Annotated in this window: 17 protein-coding genes; 9 read left to right on the top strand and 8 right to left on the bottom strand. The window is 71.4% G+C overall.

Annotated elements, in window-relative coordinates:
- The first annotated feature begins 38 nt into the window (after nt 1–38).
- Nucleotides 39–1,019, top strand: a complete 981-nt coding sequence (gene hemB / locus P3T39_RS06635; protein ID WP_280696405.1) for a porphobilinogen synthase — start codon at nt 39–41, stop codon at nt 1,017–1,019.
- Between the two features lie 179 nt (nt 1,020–1,198).
- Nucleotides 1,199–1,846, top strand: a complete 648-nt coding sequence (locus tag P3T39_RS06630) for a hypothetical protein (RefSeq protein WP_280696404.1) — start codon at nt 1,199–1,201, stop codon at nt 1,844–1,846.
- A gap of 270 nt (nt 1,847–2,116) precedes the next feature.
- On the opposite strand, the gene P3T39_RS06625 is transcribed toward P3T39_RS06630, so the two are convergent.
- From P3T39_RS06625 to P3T39_RS06610, 4 genes are all read right to left on the bottom strand, one after another.
- Nucleotides 2,117–2,506 carry a hypothetical protein gene (locus P3T39_RS06625; RefSeq protein ID WP_280696403.1) on the bottom strand — a complete coding sequence of 130 codons (390 nt, stop codon included), beginning with the start codon at nt 2,504–2,506 and terminating at the stop codon, nt 2,117–2,119.
- Between the two features lie 125 nt (nt 2,507–2,631).
- Complete coding sequence (locus P3T39_RS06620; protein ID WP_280696402.1) at nt 2,632–2,889, bottom strand: chaplin; 258 nt, start codon at nt 2,887–2,889, stop codon at nt 2,632–2,634.
- 92 nt (nt 2,890–2,981) lie between these two features.
- On the bottom strand, nt 2,982–3,224 hold the full coding sequence (locus P3T39_RS06615; protein WP_280696401.1) for a chaplin: 243 nt from the start codon (nt 3,222–3,224) through the stop codon (nt 2,982–2,984).
- 364 nt (nt 3,225–3,588) lie between these two features.
- On the bottom strand, nt 3,589–3,834 hold the full coding sequence (locus P3T39_RS06610) for a chaplin (RefSeq protein ID WP_280696400.1): 246 nt from the start codon (nt 3,832–3,834) through the stop codon (nt 3,589–3,591).
- Nucleotides 3,835–4,110: 276 nt separating this feature from the next.
- Between P3T39_RS06610 and P3T39_RS06605 the strand changes: the two genes are divergently transcribed.
- A complete protein-coding gene (locus tag P3T39_RS06605; protein WP_280696399.1) occupies nt 4,111–4,350 on the top strand; it encodes a chaplin in 240 nt (79 codons plus the stop codon).
- Nucleotides 4,351–4,725: 375 nt separating this feature from the next.
- Nucleotides 4,726–6,384 carry an RICIN domain-containing protein gene (locus P3T39_RS06600; RefSeq protein ID WP_280696398.1) on the top strand — a complete coding sequence of 553 codons (1,659 nt, stop codon included), beginning with the start codon at nt 4,726–4,728 and terminating at the stop codon, nt 6,382–6,384.
- 126 nt (nt 6,385–6,510) lie between these two features.
- Here the strand turns inward: P3T39_RS06600 and P3T39_RS06595 are convergent, their stop codons facing one another.
- Both P3T39_RS06595 and P3T39_RS37520 read right to left on the bottom strand, forming a co-directional pair.
- On the bottom strand, nt 6,511–7,086 hold the full coding sequence (locus P3T39_RS06595; RefSeq protein ID WP_280696397.1) for a DUF4291 domain-containing protein: 576 nt from the start codon (nt 7,084–7,086) through the stop codon (nt 6,511–6,513).
- 215 nt (nt 7,087–7,301) lie between these two features.
- Complete coding sequence (locus P3T39_RS37520) at nt 7,302–7,559, bottom strand: hypothetical protein (protein WP_348534311.1); 258 nt, start codon at nt 7,557–7,559, stop codon at nt 7,302–7,304.
- Nucleotides 7,560–7,825: 266 nt separating this feature from the next.
- Between P3T39_RS37520 and P3T39_RS06585 the strand changes: the two genes are divergently transcribed.
- From P3T39_RS06585 to P3T39_RS06570, 4 genes are all read left to right on the top strand, one after another.
- Nucleotides 7,826–8,344: an Lrp/AsnC family transcriptional regulator gene (locus P3T39_RS06585; RefSeq protein WP_280696396.1), complete on the top strand. Its 519-nt coding sequence runs from the start codon at nt 7,826–7,828 to the stop codon at nt 8,342–8,344.
- Between the two features lie 241 nt (nt 8,345–8,585).
- Nucleotides 8,586–9,848, top strand: a complete 1,263-nt coding sequence (gene lysA / locus P3T39_RS06580) for a diaminopimelate decarboxylase (protein WP_280696395.1) — start codon at nt 8,586–8,588, stop codon at nt 9,846–9,848.
- 23 nt (nt 9,849–9,871) lie between these two features.
- Nucleotides 9,872–10,645, top strand: a complete 774-nt coding sequence (locus tag P3T39_RS06575; RefSeq protein WP_280696394.1) for a DUF72 domain-containing protein — start codon at nt 9,872–9,874, stop codon at nt 10,643–10,645.
- The gene (locus P3T39_RS06570; RefSeq protein WP_280696393.1) at nt 10,642–10,920 is read left to right on the top strand and encodes an acylphosphatase; all 279 of its coding nucleotides are present in this window, start codon (nt 10,642–10,644) and stop codon (nt 10,918–10,920) included. The genes P3T39_RS06575 and P3T39_RS06570 overlap by 4 nt, the downstream gene beginning before the upstream one ends.
- Nucleotides 10,921–10,929: 9 nt before the next feature.
- On the opposite strand, the gene P3T39_RS06565 is transcribed toward P3T39_RS06570, so the two are convergent.
- Both P3T39_RS06565 and P3T39_RS06560 read right to left on the bottom strand, forming a co-directional pair.
- Nucleotides 10,930–11,823 carry a DMT family transporter gene (locus tag P3T39_RS06565; RefSeq protein WP_280696392.1) on the bottom strand — a complete coding sequence of 298 codons (894 nt, stop codon included), beginning with the start codon at nt 11,821–11,823 and terminating at the stop codon, nt 10,930–10,932.
- 60 nt (nt 11,824–11,883) lie between these two features.
- Entirely contained in the window at nt 11,884–14,079 is a 2,196-nt protein-coding gene (locus tag P3T39_RS06560) for an FUSC family protein (RefSeq protein WP_280696391.1), read from the bottom strand.
- Nucleotides 14,080–14,235: 156 nt separating this feature from the next.
- On the opposite strand from P3T39_RS06560, the gene P3T39_RS06555 reads away from it, so the two are divergent.
- Nucleotides 14,236–14,775 (top strand): GNAT family N-acetyltransferase, encoded by a 540-nt coding sequence (locus P3T39_RS06555; protein ID WP_280696390.1) that lies wholly within the window; start codon nt 14,236–14,238, stop codon nt 14,773–14,775.
- Nucleotides 14,776–15,275 lie beyond the last annotated feature (500 nt).

Genomic DNA, 15,275 nt, shown 5'->3' with positions numbered 1-15,275 from the left:
GCCTTCCCGGGCTTTCCGCACCCGTTCGGAGATGCCCAGTGTCCGCTGAATTCCCGTACGTACGCCCGCGCCGGCTGCGCTCGACCCCGGCGATGCGCCGCCTGGTCGCCGAGACCCGCCTGCACCCGGCCGAGCTGATCCTGCCCGCCTTCGTCCGCGAGGGCATCGCCGAGCCGAAGCCGATCACCTCGATGCCCGGCGTCGTCCAGCACACCAGGGACACCCTGCGGAAGGCCGCCGTCGAGGCGGCGGAGGCGGGCCTGGGCGGCATCATGCTGTTCGGCGTCCCCGAGGTGCAGGACGCCGTCGGCAGCGAGGGCACCAACCCGGACGGCATCCTGCAGCAGGCGATTGGGGACGTGGTCTCCGAGGTCGGCGACGCCCTGGTGGTGATGTCCGACCTGTGCCTGGACGAGTACACCGACCACGGCCACTGCGGGGTGCTCGCCGAGGACGGCAGCGTCGACAACGACGCCACCCTGGAGCGGTACCGGGAGATGGCCCTGGTCCAGGCCGAGGCCGGGGTCCACCTGGTCGGCCCGTCCGGGATGATGGACGGTCAGGTCGGCGTGATCCGCCGGGCCCTGGACGAGGCGGGCCACCAGGACGTCGGCATCCTCGCCTACACCGCCAAGTACGCCTCCGCCTTCTACGGTCCGTTCCGCGAGGCCGTCGGCTCCTCGCTCAAGGGCGACCGCAAGAGCTACCAGCAGGACCCGGCCAATGCGCGCGAGTCGCTGCGCGAACTGGCCCAGGACCTCGCCGAGGGCGCCGACATGGTGATGGTCAAGCCCGCCATGGCTTACCTGGACATCCTGCGGCAGGTCGCCGACGCCTCCCCGGTGCCGGTCTCCGCGTACCAGGTCTCCGGCGAGTACGCGATGATCGAGGCCGCCGCCGCCAACGGCTGGGTGGACCGGGAGCGGATCATCATGGAGACGCTCACCTCGATCCGCCGCGCGGGCGCCGAGTCCATCCTCACCTACTGGGCCGTCGAGGCCGCCCGGATGCTCAAGTAGCACGGCGCAGACGGCGGAAGGCCGGACCGCGGGTACACCGCGGTCCGGCCTTCCGCCGTACGACCTGATGCCGGGCGGTCGGATTATTAGGCCGTACCGGTTGACTCGCGCATTCCAGGACGGGCGTGGTTCGTTTAGACAGACTGCAGCGATGATCCCCAGACAGAACGGTGAATAGCATGAAGCTCTCGAAGCGGGCCGGTGCACTCCTGCTGGCGGCCGGCGCGGGTGTCCTGGCGGCCCAGGGTGCCGCCGCCGCAGCGCCGATGACGCAAAGTCAGGTCGCGGATCTGGAGGACCGACTGGCCAGCCAGGAGGTGCCCTTCGAGATCCCGCTCGGCACGGACGCCGGCCAGCTTCCGCTGTTGCCCGAGGGCGGCAGGATCAGCGGTGGCATCCCGATCTCGCCGGTGATGGCGCCCGTCCCCGGCAAGCAGGCCGACCGTCAGGTGTTTCCGGACGAGGTCCTCCCCTCGCTCACCGCCGGCAAGGTCGGTCCTTCCGCCCGCGCGGATCTGCCGCTGCCGGTCGTCGACCGCAGCACCAGGCTCGGCGACCTGAGGGTGGACGTCCCGGCTGCCCCGATCAAGGCCGCAGGACCGGCCCTCGCGCTCGGCCAGCCGGTCTCCTATGTCGAGGGCAACGGCGCGATGGAGTTCGGTGAGATCAAGCCGCAGCTGATCACCAAGCCGATCCAGACCGTCCCGGGCGCCGAGGTCACCCTCGGCGGGCAGGACGACCGCGTCTCGGCCACCGAATCGGTGGAGAGGCTGGCGGCTACCATGGCGGGCGCCGGAACCGGTGTCCTGGACCGGACCCAAGCCTAGGCCGCCCTGGGCGGGCCCCATCTCGGGGACAACCTCCCAGAGACCGGGGAGAACCAGCAGGAGCTGGGGCCCGTCCTGGTCGACTGCGTGCGCGAGACGGAAGCCGTCCTTGCCCACCGGGCCCGGCTGAACGCGGTCTCCTTGCGCTTCGTACAGTTCCTCGCACCCCGGTGGGCTCCCCAGCCGCCCGGCGGGAGCTGGCACCCGCACCGCCGTGACACGGAGCCCGGCACCACCCGCTAGGGGGTGCCGGGCTCCGTGGTTGCCGGTTCAGCCGGGTAGTACGCCGAGCAGCGGGCCGACCTGCGGCAAGTCCCGAGCGCCGCCTCCGTCGCTCAGCGGCTTGGTGAGCACGGAGCTGCTGATGGGCTTGAGGCCGTTGTCCGGCTCGATCGAGACGCTGTTGTCGAGTACATCGGCGGAGGACCGCGCGAACGGGTCGAGTCGCATCTCCTTGGCGGGCTTCACGGCATGGCCGAGTGCGCCGGTGGCCCCGCTCAAGGCGGGGGCCACCTCGACGTTCTGCAGCCTGGCGGACGGATCCGGCAGCGTGGCGCCGCCCGTCTCAGAGGCGGCGGAAGCGGCCGGCGCCGCGGTGCCCAGCAGCAGTGCCGCGCCCAGCGCAGTCAACAGTCCGGTGCCGCCGGTGATTCGAGGCATGGGGCGAATCCTTCGGTTCGGTGGGTCGGTCGCCGCGGTTCGGCCGTTGCGGTGGCTGTACCGAAGCGAGCTGCCCCCCGGTCGAGGACCGAGGGGCAGCTGGTACATGGCTGAGGCCGGGCGTCTCAGCAGTTGCTGGCCGAGTCCGGGTTGGTGCAGCCGTTGCCGGCCGCCTGGTTCAGCAGGCCGATCACGTCGACGGTGTTGCCGCACGCGTTGACCGGGGTGTGCACCGGGGCCTGGACCAGGTTGCCGGAGAGGATGCCGGCCGAGCCGGAGGCGACACCGGTGGCCGCGGTGCTCGCGTTGGCGACACCGGCACCGGCGAGCACCAGGGAGGCGGCGGCGCCGGCGAGGGCGGCGGCCTTCTTCACGTTCTGCATGGGAGTTGATCTCCTGGATCGCGTGGGGAGGGGTGCCGCGTCCGGCAGGAGCCGGATGCGGCGCGGACGCAGCTGTGTCAGCCGACCTTGTTTCAGCCGGCGTTGCCGCAGGAGTTGCCGGTCGCCGGGCTCAGCAGGCCGATCACGTTGACGGTGTTGCCGCACGCGTTGACCGGGGTGTGCACCGGGGCCTGGACCAGGTTGCCGGAGAGGATGCCGCCGGAGCCGGTGGCCAAACCGTCCGCACCGGCGCTGGCGCTGGCGGCACCGGCGGAGCCCAGGACCAGACCGGCGGCGGCGATCGAAAGGACGGCGACCTTCTTGGTGTTGCGCATGTGGATCTCCTTCGTGTTGTCTGTCCGACAGCTGGCGGTCGGGGACCGGCGAATCGGATTCATCGCCCGTCGGTTTTCGAATGAGCCGTGGTCTCGTGTACACGCGGTTATCTCGTGCACGCGGCCGAGGATGTGCGGTCGCCCGTGGCTTGGGCGGTGCCTGGCCGCTCTGTTCAGTACCCCGTCGCCATTTCTCGCACGGCCGGGAAACGGTCGAACTGCGGGGTATGCCAGAGGAGTTTCCGCAGCGGACAGCGGGTCCGGTGCGAATCCGGCTCCCCTGGGGTTCATGGGCGGAGCCGACCGCAGCCTCGCATGGCCTCGTCGGAAGCAGGCGAGGTCTGCGATCGGCAGTCGTCCTCGATCAGGAGCCGTTGGTGCAGCCGTTGCCGGCCGCCTGGTTCAGCAGGCCGATCACGTCGACGGTGTCGCCGCACGCGTTGACCGGGACGTGCACCGGGGCGTGGGCCAGGTTGCCGGAGAGCACACCCGCGGAGTCGGTGGCAGTACCCGTCGCCGACGCGCCGGTCGCGGAGGCGGCGGCGGCGGCGCCGAGCAGCAGGGCCGCGGCAGCCGCGGAGCCGAACGCGCCGTAGGCGAGCTTGCGCATGATGTCTCTCATTTCTTGCCGATTGGGTGGAGCGTGTTCCGCCAGGAAGAACGACGCGGTGCGCGGCGGGAAACGGGCGGATTTCACGATCACCCGAATGCCGTGCATCAAGTGCAAACGGGTGAATGAGTGCCCCGGATGCGCAACCGGTCCGCAGGGGTGTCGTTGGGAAGGACGCACGCCCGTGCGCTTCCTGATAAGCCGACGCCTCTTCCTGCGGTTGGCAGGCAGATCGCAGCGGCACATGGAAGATCGGATTCAACGAGGAGACTTGATATGAGCATCAGGCAGGCCGCCGCTGTCGGCGTCGCTGTCGTCGGCATTGTGGCGGCCGGGACGGGCACTGCCATGGCGAGCGCCGGCGCCGGCGCCGTTGCGGCCAACTCCGGCGGTGTCGCGTCCGGCAACAACATCCAGATCCCGGTGCACGTCCCGGTCACCGTCTGCGGCAACTCGGTCAGCGTCGTCGGTTTGATGAACCCGGTCGTTGGCAGTTCCTGCTCGAACACCGGCTGACTTTCGCCGTCCGGCGCCCGGCGCAGCAGCGCCTGACGCCCCGGGAGCCAGTGCTTCCTCCAGTCGATTCGTCACATAGAGCCGCCACCCTCCGCCTCTCTCCTCCTGAGGCGCAGGGTGGCGGCTCTGCTGTGGCGACCAACTCGCCCACTGTGGCCGACTTCTGACCCGTCCGGGCCGGACTGCCCCCGGTATCAAAGTCCGTTCTGACCCTTGTTGAGTTACTTGTCAGTACCTAACATGTGAGGCTGGCTCACCTTTTGCCGCCCGCCGGGACCCTGGTACGCCCCCAGGTCCCCGGGCGGCGAAGCACGCTCCATGCTCCGCGCCGTCCGGCGCACGTCGGACGGCCCCCCACCCTCCAAGGAGTCATGCGTGACCAGGTCACACCTGTCAGGTGCGCGCAGATATCGGCCGGCGGCCCTGCTGGCCGCCGCCGGGCTGATCGCGACCTTCACCCTCGCGGGTGCCCCGGGCGCCCTCGCCGCCGCCACGCCCACGGCCCCGCACACCGACAAGCCCGCCGCCATCGTCGCCCTCGGCGACAGCGCCATCTCCGGGGAGGGGGCGGGCACCGACACCGGTGACGCCTACATCCCAGGGACTGACACCCCCACCGACTACTGCCACCGGCACGACAAGTCGGAGATCTTCGTCACCGGCCTGCCCGGCGTCACCCCGATCGACCTGGCCTGCTCCGGAGCCCAGACCGGAGACCTGGTCAGCGACCCGGAGCTGGCCAAGATCACCGGCGGCGGCAGCGGCGACTTCGGCGAGCCCAAGCAGAGCGTCCAACTCGCCGACGTGGCAGGCAAGTACGACGTCAAGATGGTCGTCGTCACGATCGGTGCCAACGACGACTTCGACTTCAGCGGCATCATGCTGAGCTGCCTGGCCCAGTACTTCCCGATCCCCAAGTCCCAGGGCTGCCGCGACACCATCGGCAGCGACGCCATCCGCCAGCGCGCGGTGAAGGTCATCCCCAAGGTGGTCGCCGCCCTGACCAGCGTCCGCAACACCATGCGCAATGCGGGGTACCAGGACTCCTCGTACCAGCTGGTCTACCAGTCGTACTTCACTCCCATCACCCCCGACATCCGCCGCAACGACTACGTCGGCAAGATCGCCGACGGCTGCCCGGCCTTCCCGGAGGACCTCGCCTGGGGCCACAACTGGGTGGTGCCGCAGCTCAGCGACGCCCTGCGGCAGGCCGCCTCCCAGGTGCCCGGCGTGCGCTACCTGGACCAGCGGCGGGTCAGCTACGGCCATGAAGTCTGCGCCGAGTGGACCAGCTCGCCGTACGAGTACGCCAACGGTGATGTCATCGACCTCTCGGAGAAGACCCGCAACGGCTGCGACCACGAGATCGGCATCCCCGGCGTCTGCATGAACATGGTGCGCCAGTCGTACCACCTGCGGGTCGCCGGGTACGCGGGCGAGGCGCGTTGCCTGGCGCAGTTCTACCAACTGCCCGACCAGAAAGAGGCGTTCTGCACACTCAACCAGCAGAACACCACCTCGATCGAACCACTGACACCGGGTCAGCCCTTCCCCGACAAGCCGGAGGACGGCGCCTGGTACCAGCTCACCAACGCGGCCAACGGCCAGGCGCTGGACCTCTCGGGCGGTGGCACCTACGGCGACAGCACCAACGGCCGCAGCGCGATCACCTACCAGGCCACCGGGGGGCTGAACCAGTCCTTCGTCCTGGAGAGCAAGTCCGGCGGCAGCTACGAGCTGGACTTCAGCGGCAACCGCAACATGTGCCTGGATGCAACCGGTGCGTCCACAGCCGTCGGTACCCGCCTTGAGCAGTGGGGCTGCAACGGCGGCGGCAACCAGCACTGGATCTTCGAGCCGGGCTCGGGCGGCACCTACAAGCTGGCGGACTCCCAGGACCCGACCAAGGTCGCCACCGCGTCCGGCCAGCTGGACGCCCAGGGCAACCCGCTGGTCACGCTGGCCGACGACACCGGCGCCGCCAACCAGCTCTGGCAGCTCACCAAGCTGGGCATCGTCTACCTGCACAGCTGACGCGGCGAGCTGCGCAGCGTTCTTCAGGGGCGCGGGGAACTGCGCGAATAGCCACTGCGGAGGTGCACGGTTGCTCGCGCAGTTCCCCGCGCCCCTAAAAGATTGCGCAGTTCCCCGCGCCCCCGCTTACCCCGCTCCGATCCGCGCCGCGAGGCTGTCCGGCAGGGGGTACGGGCGCTCCGCCGGCAGCAGGGAGGCGTCCCGCTCGCGGCGCAGCCGTTCGGCGAGGGCGGTCACATCCGCGATCGAGGTGATCCACCCGTCGAGGTACCGGTGCACCGCCTCGCCGCGCAGTCCGACCTGGAGCGAACGCCAGGGCAGCGGCTGCAGGCCGAGATTGCGCTCCGGGTCCCACTGCACCCGCACCGGACGGTGCCGCACCTCGCGCCGCCACTGGTCGCGCGAGCGGTGCAGCCGGGAGTCGTACGAGCTCAGCGCGGAGTTGGCGAGTGCCCACTCGAAGCCGTCCCGTCGGATGCCGATCGCCAGCACCCGCTCCTGCCCGGCGCTGCGGGCCCAGTCGCTGCGGTGCATCAGCCACAGGAAGGACGGTTTGATCCAGGTCATCCGCTCGGTGCTGAACGCCTCGGGGAAGCGTCCGGCTTCGGCCGCAGGCTCGGCGATCTCGGGTGGGAACGCCTGGTAGACGGTGATTGTCTCCTCGGTCCAGGTGGCTCGGATCTGACGGCTGGGCGTGGGCATACCCCCGATCCTGCCGCACACCCCGGCCGCTCTCACGGTGTTTTACCCATCCCTGGCGCGTCCGAGGGCCTCGACCGCCCCGATCCGTCAGGTCCGCATCACCGCACCTCCCCGCGCCCGAGAGCCAGCTCCTCGGCGACGACGGCAGGCAGTCACTCGGACACCTTCGAGAAGCCGTAACCGAGCTCGACGGCACGGGAGTTGTCCATGTCGTATTAGTGCCCGAAGGAGAACGGCGAGAGCTCGCCGTCCCCGCCCCTGCGGTATCCGGGCGTCCGCCCCTCCTGTCGTGCGATCAGCTCGCACAGCTCGGTGACCTCCGGCTCGCCGTGCGAGCAGGCGTTGACCGGGCCGGTGAACTCCCGGTCCGCCGTCCAGACCAGGAAGTCGGCGGTCTCCTCGCAGCCGATGAACGAGGACGGCCTGCTGCCGTGGTGGGCGGCGATTTCCTCGCCCGCCCGGATCCGGGCCACGTAGTGCGCCAGTCGTCCGGTGAAGTCCGCCGCCCCGCCGCCCAGCGACCAGGTGCTCGACGCCCGTCGGAGGCGGGGCCGAGGCCCGGTTGACCACGGTGACCCGCACGCGCGAGTCCCGCAGCCGCGTGATCAGCCGCCGGCCGAAGTAGCGGCTGCCGCCGATGATCAGGACCTCGTCCATCACGCTTCTCCTCGCTGTTCGTATCAACTTCTCTTGCTGCTATAAGTGTTTCGGCTGAGTGTCGATCACTGAAGGGGGAGTCATGGGAAGTTGGGCCGTTCCGCCGAAAGAACAACGCAACCAGCGCGGTCTCGCCGGTGATTCGTCGGTCGGCCTCGATACGGTCGATCTTCAGCTGCTCGAACTGGTCCAGACCGAGGGGCGGATCACCCTCAGTGAGCTCGGACGGCGGGTCCGGATGAGCCCGGCAGCCGTCGGCGAGCGGATCCGCCGGCTGGAGGCCAACGGCACCATCACCGGGTACACGGCGGTGGTCGCTCCCGAGCGGCTCGGCTACGGCATCCAGGCCTTCGTCCGGGTCTCCCCGCACGCAGGCATCACGCTCTGCCACTTCCGCAGCCAGGATCTGATCAACCGGCCGGAGATCCTGGAGGTCCACCATGTGATCGGCGAGGACTGCTGGATCCTCAAGATCGCCGTACGCAACACCGCGCACCTGGAGGAGCTGCTGGAGAAGATCTCCTCCGTCGGCCGCACCACCACCTCGATCGTGCTCTCCTCACCGGTCGAGCGGCGCATTCTTCGCCCTGCCGCCGGTTAGGCCCCGTGCCGCCGAACAGGCCCTGATTTTCAGGGGCGTGGCGACAGACGCGGGAAACCCTGCGCCGCCGTGGAGCAGTGGCCGCAAGGTTTCCCGCACCCCCTCCGAGCTGGGAAGACCGCCCGTCCCGACCCCCGGTCGCCGGGTTTCCGAGGCGTGGACAGGCCTGCGATCAGCGGGTCCTCTCCAGCAGGATCTGGGGTGCAGCAACTCCCACCGGCGCGAAGGACGGACCCGGACCATGACCCCTGCCCCCGGCTTCCCCGGAGCCCTCGACGGTCCCCGGCTCGCCCGGATCGCCGAGGAGTACGGCACCCCGTCCTGGGTCTACGACGCCGAGCCGATCCGCGCCCAGATCGCCAGGCTCCGGGCCTTCGACCAGATCCGCTTCGCGCAGAAGGCATGCTCCAACATCCATATCCTGCGGCTGATGCGCGAACAGGGCGTCGCCGTGGACGCCGTCTCGCTCGGCGAGGTGGAACGCGCCCTCGCCGCCGGGTTCCAGCCGGACGAGCCGGACGAGCCGATCGTCTTCACCGCCGACCTGCTCGACCGCCCGACCCTGTGCCGGGTCGTCGAACTCGGCATCCCGGTCAACGCGGGTTCGCCCCAGATGCTCGACCAGATCGGCCGCGCCGCCCCCGGCCATCCGGTCTGGATCCGGATCAACCCCGGCTTCGGCCACGGTCACAGCCGCAAGACCAACACCGGTGGCGAGCAGAGCAAGCACGGGATCTGGCACGAGCACCTCGCCGAGAGCCTCGCACTGGTCGAGAGCCACGGCCTCGACCTGATCGGCTTCCATATGCACATCGGCTCCGGGGTGGACTACGGCCACCTGGAGGCGGTCTGCGAGACGATGGTCAAGCAGGTCAGGCTGGCCGGTCACGACATCCGCGCCATCTCGGCGGGCGGCGGCCTCTCCGTGCCGTACGCGCCGGGCCAGCCGGAGGTCGACACCGAGCGCTACTTCCGCCTGTGGGACGGTGCCCGCCGGGAGCTCGCCGCCGAACTCGGCCACCCCGTCCGCCTGGAGATCGAACCCGGCCGCTTCCTGGTGGCCGGTTCCGGCGTCCTGGTCAGCGAGGTACGAGCGCAGAAGCCGGTCGGCGCCAACCACTTCGTCCTGGTCGACGCCGGTTTCAACGACCTGATGCGGCCCGCGATGTACGGCAGCAGCCACCGCATCAGCGTCCTCGACCCGTCCGGCGGCCCTCGGCTCGCCGAGCCGCGCGAGACCGTCCTGGCCGGGCCGCTGTGCGAGTCCGGCGACGTGTTCACCCAGGCGCCCGACGGCGATGTCGTACCCGTCCCGATGCCGGGTACCGAGATCGGCGACCTGGTCGTCTTCCACGACACCGGTGCCTACGGCGCCAGCATGTCCTCCACCTACAACTCCCGTCCGCTGATCCCCGAGATCCTGGCCGACGGCTCCGTAACCCGGCTCATCCGCCGCCGTCAGAGCATCGGCGACCTCCTCGCCCTGGAGACCGACCTCCCCTGACCGGCCCGTGCTTCCATGGAGGCATGGCCCTGTTCGTCGGCACCTCGGGCTGGCAGTACGAGGACTGGCGCGGCCCCCTGTACCGGGAGACGCCGCGCCGGCTCTGGCTGGAGGAGTACGCCAGGCACTTCGCCACGGTGGAGAACAACAACGCCTTCTACCGCCTTCCGTCCGCCGAGACCTTCGCCGACTGGCGCCGCCGCACCCCCGAGGACTTCGTGATGGCGGTCAAGGCGAGCCGCTACCTCACCCACCTCAAACGGCTGCACGACCCGCAGGAGCCCGTCCGGCGCCTGTGCACCGCCGCCGAGGGCCTCGGCCCCAGGCTGGGTCCCGTCCTGCTCCAACTCCCGCCCACGCTGCGGGCCGACGCCACGCTCCTCGGCGACTGCCTGGGCTGCTTCCCCGCCGGAGTGCGGGTGGCCGTGGAGATGCGACACGCCTCCTGGTGGACTCCCGAGATCCGGACCGTCCTCGAACACCACCGCGCCGCCCTGTGCTGGGCCGATCGCGAAGCCCGTCCACAGAGTCCGCTCTGGCGCACCGCCGACTGGGGCTATCTGCGCTTCCACGCCGGTCTCGCCCACCCTGCGCCCCGCTACGGCCGCCAGTGCCTGGCCCACTGGGCCGACCGCATCGCCGCCGCCTGGCCGGACGGGGCCGAGGTCTACGTCTACTTCAACAACGACCTCGGCGGTGCGGCCGTCCTCGACGCGACGGCCTTCGCCGATCTCGCCGCCAGGTCCGGCCGTACCGTGACCCGAACCCCGCACCCGATTCCAGCGAGGCATCCGTGATCCGCAACCGAGTGATCGTCTCCGGCCAGGTCCAGGGCGTGTTCTTCCGCGACACCTGCCGCCGTGTCGCCGAGGAACACGGCGTGACCGGCTGGGTCCGCAACCTCCCGGACGGCACCGTCGAGGCGGTCTTCGAAGGCACCCCCACAGCCGTCGGCAGCCTGCTTTCCTGGGCCCACGAAGGCCCGGACCTGGCCGTCGTCGACGAGGTCCGCCGGCACGAGGAACCGCCTGAGGGCCTCACCGCCTTCGAGATCCGCCCGACCCCGTGGTGACCGCAGGGGTCAGCCCTGCGCCCGGGCCGTGGACGGTGGTGGCGCGGCCATGAAGGTGGCGAGCGGAACCCGGGCCAGTGCGACCGCCCCGAACGCGACCAGGGCCGTCCCGAGCAGCTCCGGGACCAGCCACCAGCCGCCGCGGACCCGCTCCTCGTACAGCGTGATGCCGAGGGCCAGGCTGACCAGGGCGTCCCCGAGGGTGAGCGCGGGCTGCGAGGCGACCAGCGGCCCGGCCTGCATCGCGTTCTCCAGCAGGAACAGCGCGCACACGCCCACCGCCGCGAAGGCGTAGGTCTGCCAGACCAGGAAGAACGCCACCAGGCCGTCCCGGGCCAGGGTGTGCATCGCCGACTTCATCAGCGCCGCCGTCAGCGCGTACGCGATCGCCGCCGCCGCGCCGAGAGCGCCGGCCCTGAACCGGCCCTCCGGGCGCCGCAGCGCGCCGGCCGACAGCAGCACGATCGCCCCTCCGCAGCCGGCCAGTGCGGGCACCCACCGGACCAACGGCGCCTGGGTGACCCCGGCCGTTGGGGAGGCCGCCCCCATGGCCGCCCCCAGACCGACCACCACGCATGCCACGGCGACCCAGCCACGCGGTGGCATCCGACGGTGCAGCACACGTGAGCCGATCACCAGCGCCAGCGGCAGCTCGACGACGAACAGCGGCTGGACGACCGACATCGCCCCACCGGCGAGCGCGGCCGCCTGGAACACGGCGGCGCCGATCACCGCCAGCATGCCGCCCAGCCAGGCCGGACGCCGCAGCAGATCCAGCATCAAGCCCACCCGGAACCGGTCCGAGCGGGGCACCGAGAGCGCAGCCACCCGCTGCAGCACCACGGCGATCCCGTTGCTCAGGGCGGCGCACAGGGCGAAGACGACGGGCAGCACGACCTGCATGGTCCCGTTGTCCCCTCGGCCACCCGTTCCCGCAACCCGGCCGCGCGCCCGCCGCGCGGCTCACACCGGCGGCGTGGTGGCGATCCGCCGCAGATCGAGTGCCAGGCCCTGCAACCAGACCCCGGTGTCGAACAGCAGCAGCCGCTCGGCCGCGGCGCTGCCCGCATCCCCCTCGAACCGGCCTGCCACCGCCTGCGGACGGCCGTACGGATCCGTCTTCGCCTCCCGGCCGGTGTCCTCCAGCCGCTCGGCCAGGGACAGGTACTCGCCCGCCAGGCGCCCCGCAGCCTCGTACAGTCCGCCGATACCGTGCTCGCCGGGCGCCGCGTCGGCCGTCCTGGAGCCGAGCAGCCGACGCGATCCGCGCAGCGCGTGCTGACCCGCGATGAGGGCGGCCTGCCAGTCGATCCGGTCGGCTCGCAGATCGTCCGGCTCGCTCTGGCACTGGGCGAACGACGCCTCCGCCAGGCTGAGGACGTGGACGGCCCAGCTCTGGGGGAAGCCGGGTCCGTCCTGGCGGCCGGTCAGTACGAGCACGGTGCCGGTGATCGTCGAGGCGATGCCCCGCAGGACGGCGGCGATGTCGCGCCGGAGCTGGCCGTGCGCTCCGTGCGGCCAGGCGAAGAGCCCGCACAGCAGGCCGATGAGGCTGCCGGTGAGGACGTCCAGGAGCCTGGCTTCGGCCAGTTGCCAGCTCGCCGGTGCCAGCTGGGCGAACACCGTGGCCACCACCAGCGTGAACAGCCCCTGTGCCCACCCGACCCCCAGGAGCGGCCCGAACAGAAAGGCCGCGAGCATCACCACGGGCAGCGCCACGGCGTACGCACCCGGGCGCTGCCCGGCGGCGACCAGCAGCACGGCCGCCGCCATGGCCCCGGCGACCGTGCCGATGAGCGCCCGGCGGACCGTCGTCCTGGTCTGGGCCGTACTGGTCCGGGTCAGGGTCAGGGCGGCGAGCATCACCCAGAAGCCGTGGGGCAGGGCGACGACTCCGGTGACCGCCCGGGCGGCCGCGAGGCCGATGCTGGTCCGGACGGCGTTCTGGAAGTACACCGACCGGCCGCTGAGGTTGCGGGTCAGCCGCACCAGCCACAGCCGGTGGGTCGGCAGCCGCGCGAACCAGAGCGGCCCGTCGGTCAGATCCCCGGGCAGTTCCTCCGCCGGCCCGGTACGGCCCGTCGCGACGGTGACCGACCCCAGCAGTGTGCGCGCGGCCTCACCGGCCTCCAGCAGCGAGGCCTGGCGAAGCATCGCCGCCCGCACGCCGGTACGCCCGGCGAGGTTCCGGGCGCCGCCGATCCGGCTGCGGCGGAACTGCTCCAGCGCGCCGTCCAGCGCGGTGGCGGCCGGTGGCCCGAGCCGCCTGTCCCCGAGCGCCGCGGCGGCTCGGCCCACGGTCTCGCCGATGCTGCTCAGCAAGCGCTGCTCGGCCTCCTCCTGGTGGCCGGTGGACGGGGGCGGCGGCAGCGCCGACAGCCGGGCCAGGAGCTGGCGCACGGCCCCACCGGCATGGGCCAGCGCCCGGTCGTGCCGCCCGGGGCCCGCCGGCCGCTCGGCGGGCGGAAGCGCGGCGGGGCTCAGCGCCTCGCCCGCGTCGTGCGCTCTTCGGAGTTCCTCGGGACCGAGCCCCTGCGCGCCGTCGGCCAGTTTGACGGCGCAGCTGCCCGCGATCCGGGTCGCACCGGCCAGCAGCGCCCGGTAGCCCACCGGCGGCGGCTCGCGGAACAGCAGCGCCTCGGCAGCCGCGAGCAGTGCCACGCCCAGCGTCGTCCCGATGAGCCGCTGCCCCAGCGTCGCCGGGGCGAACGGCGGGAAGCAGGGCAGGATGTACAGCAGGTGCAGGCCCGGCACCGCCCCGGCCGGCCGCGGCCCGGCCACCGCCGCGAAGGCCAGCACGAAGCTGATCGCCAGCATCCCCGCAGCGGCGGCCCAGGTACTGACCGCCAGCACCGTCCCGGCTGCCACCAGCACCCACCCGATCGGCAGGGCCCGCAGGATCACCGCCGCCCGCTGGCGCCCGGTGCCCGGGATCCGCGACAACGCCCCCATGGCGACCGCCGAGAACAGCGCGTACGTCGCGGTCACCGGTTGGTGCAGGCCGTACAGACAGGGGTAGAACCCGGCGCAGGCCGCAACCGTCACCCGCCCCGCCCGTCGCGCGACGGGCCCGGTGTCCGGGTTGCGGTCGAGCAGTCGGCGAACCGGGCCGGAACCCGGCTTCGGTCCAGGACCACGGCCACCGGGCGAGGTCTCCATGGGCTCATCCGCCCTCCGTCATCCCCGCGATCCAGCATCGCACCGCCCCAATTCCCCCGCACACGGGCCCGGGACTCAGCGGCGCAGGCCCTGTGTTGCATGATCGGGAGAGCGGCCGTCGGGGCGTCCGCTCCCGAGATCGCAGAAGAGGGCTGAATGTACGTCATCACCACCGAGCGCCTCCGGCTGCGGCCGCTCACCACCGCCGGCGCCGACTGGTGGGTGAGCCTGCATGCCGACGGCGAGGTCAACCGTTTCGTCGGCACCTACACCCACGAGCAGGCCGCCGCCCGGCTGCGCGCCATCGAGGACCAGTGGACCCGGCGCGGCCACGGCCTGTGCGCGGTCGAACTGACCGCCACCGGCGAGCCGATCGGCCGTTCGGGACTGTTCTGGTGGGAACAGTTCGACGAGACCGAGGCCGGCTGGACCTTCGCCCGCGCGCACTGGGGCCAGGGCTACGCGACGGAGGCCGCCCGCGCCGTCCTCGGCTGGGGTTTCGGGGCGCTCGGGCTGCAACAGATCACCGCGATGATCCACCACGGCAACACCGGCTCCACCGCCGTCGCCCGCCGGCTCGGTTTCACCCCCCTGCGCGAGGACGAACTCCTCGGCCGTCCCCTCACCGTCCACTCCCTGCACCGGGACGACCACCACCCCGCGGTGACCGCTGCCCGGGCGGCCGGGACGCTTTGACGGCACATCGGCCGGACGGCGCGTCCGGAACCGCTCCACCCGCAGGCCCTGATGCTCTGCCGCCGAGCCGCGCGATGGACTGCTCGGGTGGACCCTCAGGGGCGAGACGTCCGAAGCGCCGTCACGGCCACACCAGGCAGTACAGCTGGTGCCCCGCGTCGTGCAGCCGGTTGGCGAAGTCCTGCCACTTGTGCAGCTATTGACCACCGTGACTCCATGACCTGCGACTTTGCCGCCAAAGTGCCGCTGACCAGGCAAACTAGCTTCGGTAGTTCGCACTGGTTAGCGGCATGCGCGTGGAGATCACGTGGCGTCGGGCCTGCCGCAGTGTGCGGCGGTGTGACGTCGCCTGATGGGACGCGACGGCTCGCTGGTGCGGTCACCTATGCGAATCCAAGCCAGCACGCCGTTACAGTTGGCACGCGATCGAGTGCTCTGCGTATTGAGGGTGATGGGTGATGGTCCGGTGGACGGTCGGGCGGTTGGCCCGGTGGAGTTCA

The sequence above is a fragment of the Kitasatospora sp. GP82 genome, from assembly GCF_029892105.1.
Taxonomy (GTDB): Bacteria; Actinomycetota; Actinomycetes; order Streptomycetales; family Streptomycetaceae; genus Kitasatospora.
The sequence above is the reverse complement of the archived record's forward strand: the minus strand, read 5'-3'. Positions and strand labels throughout refer to the sequence as shown.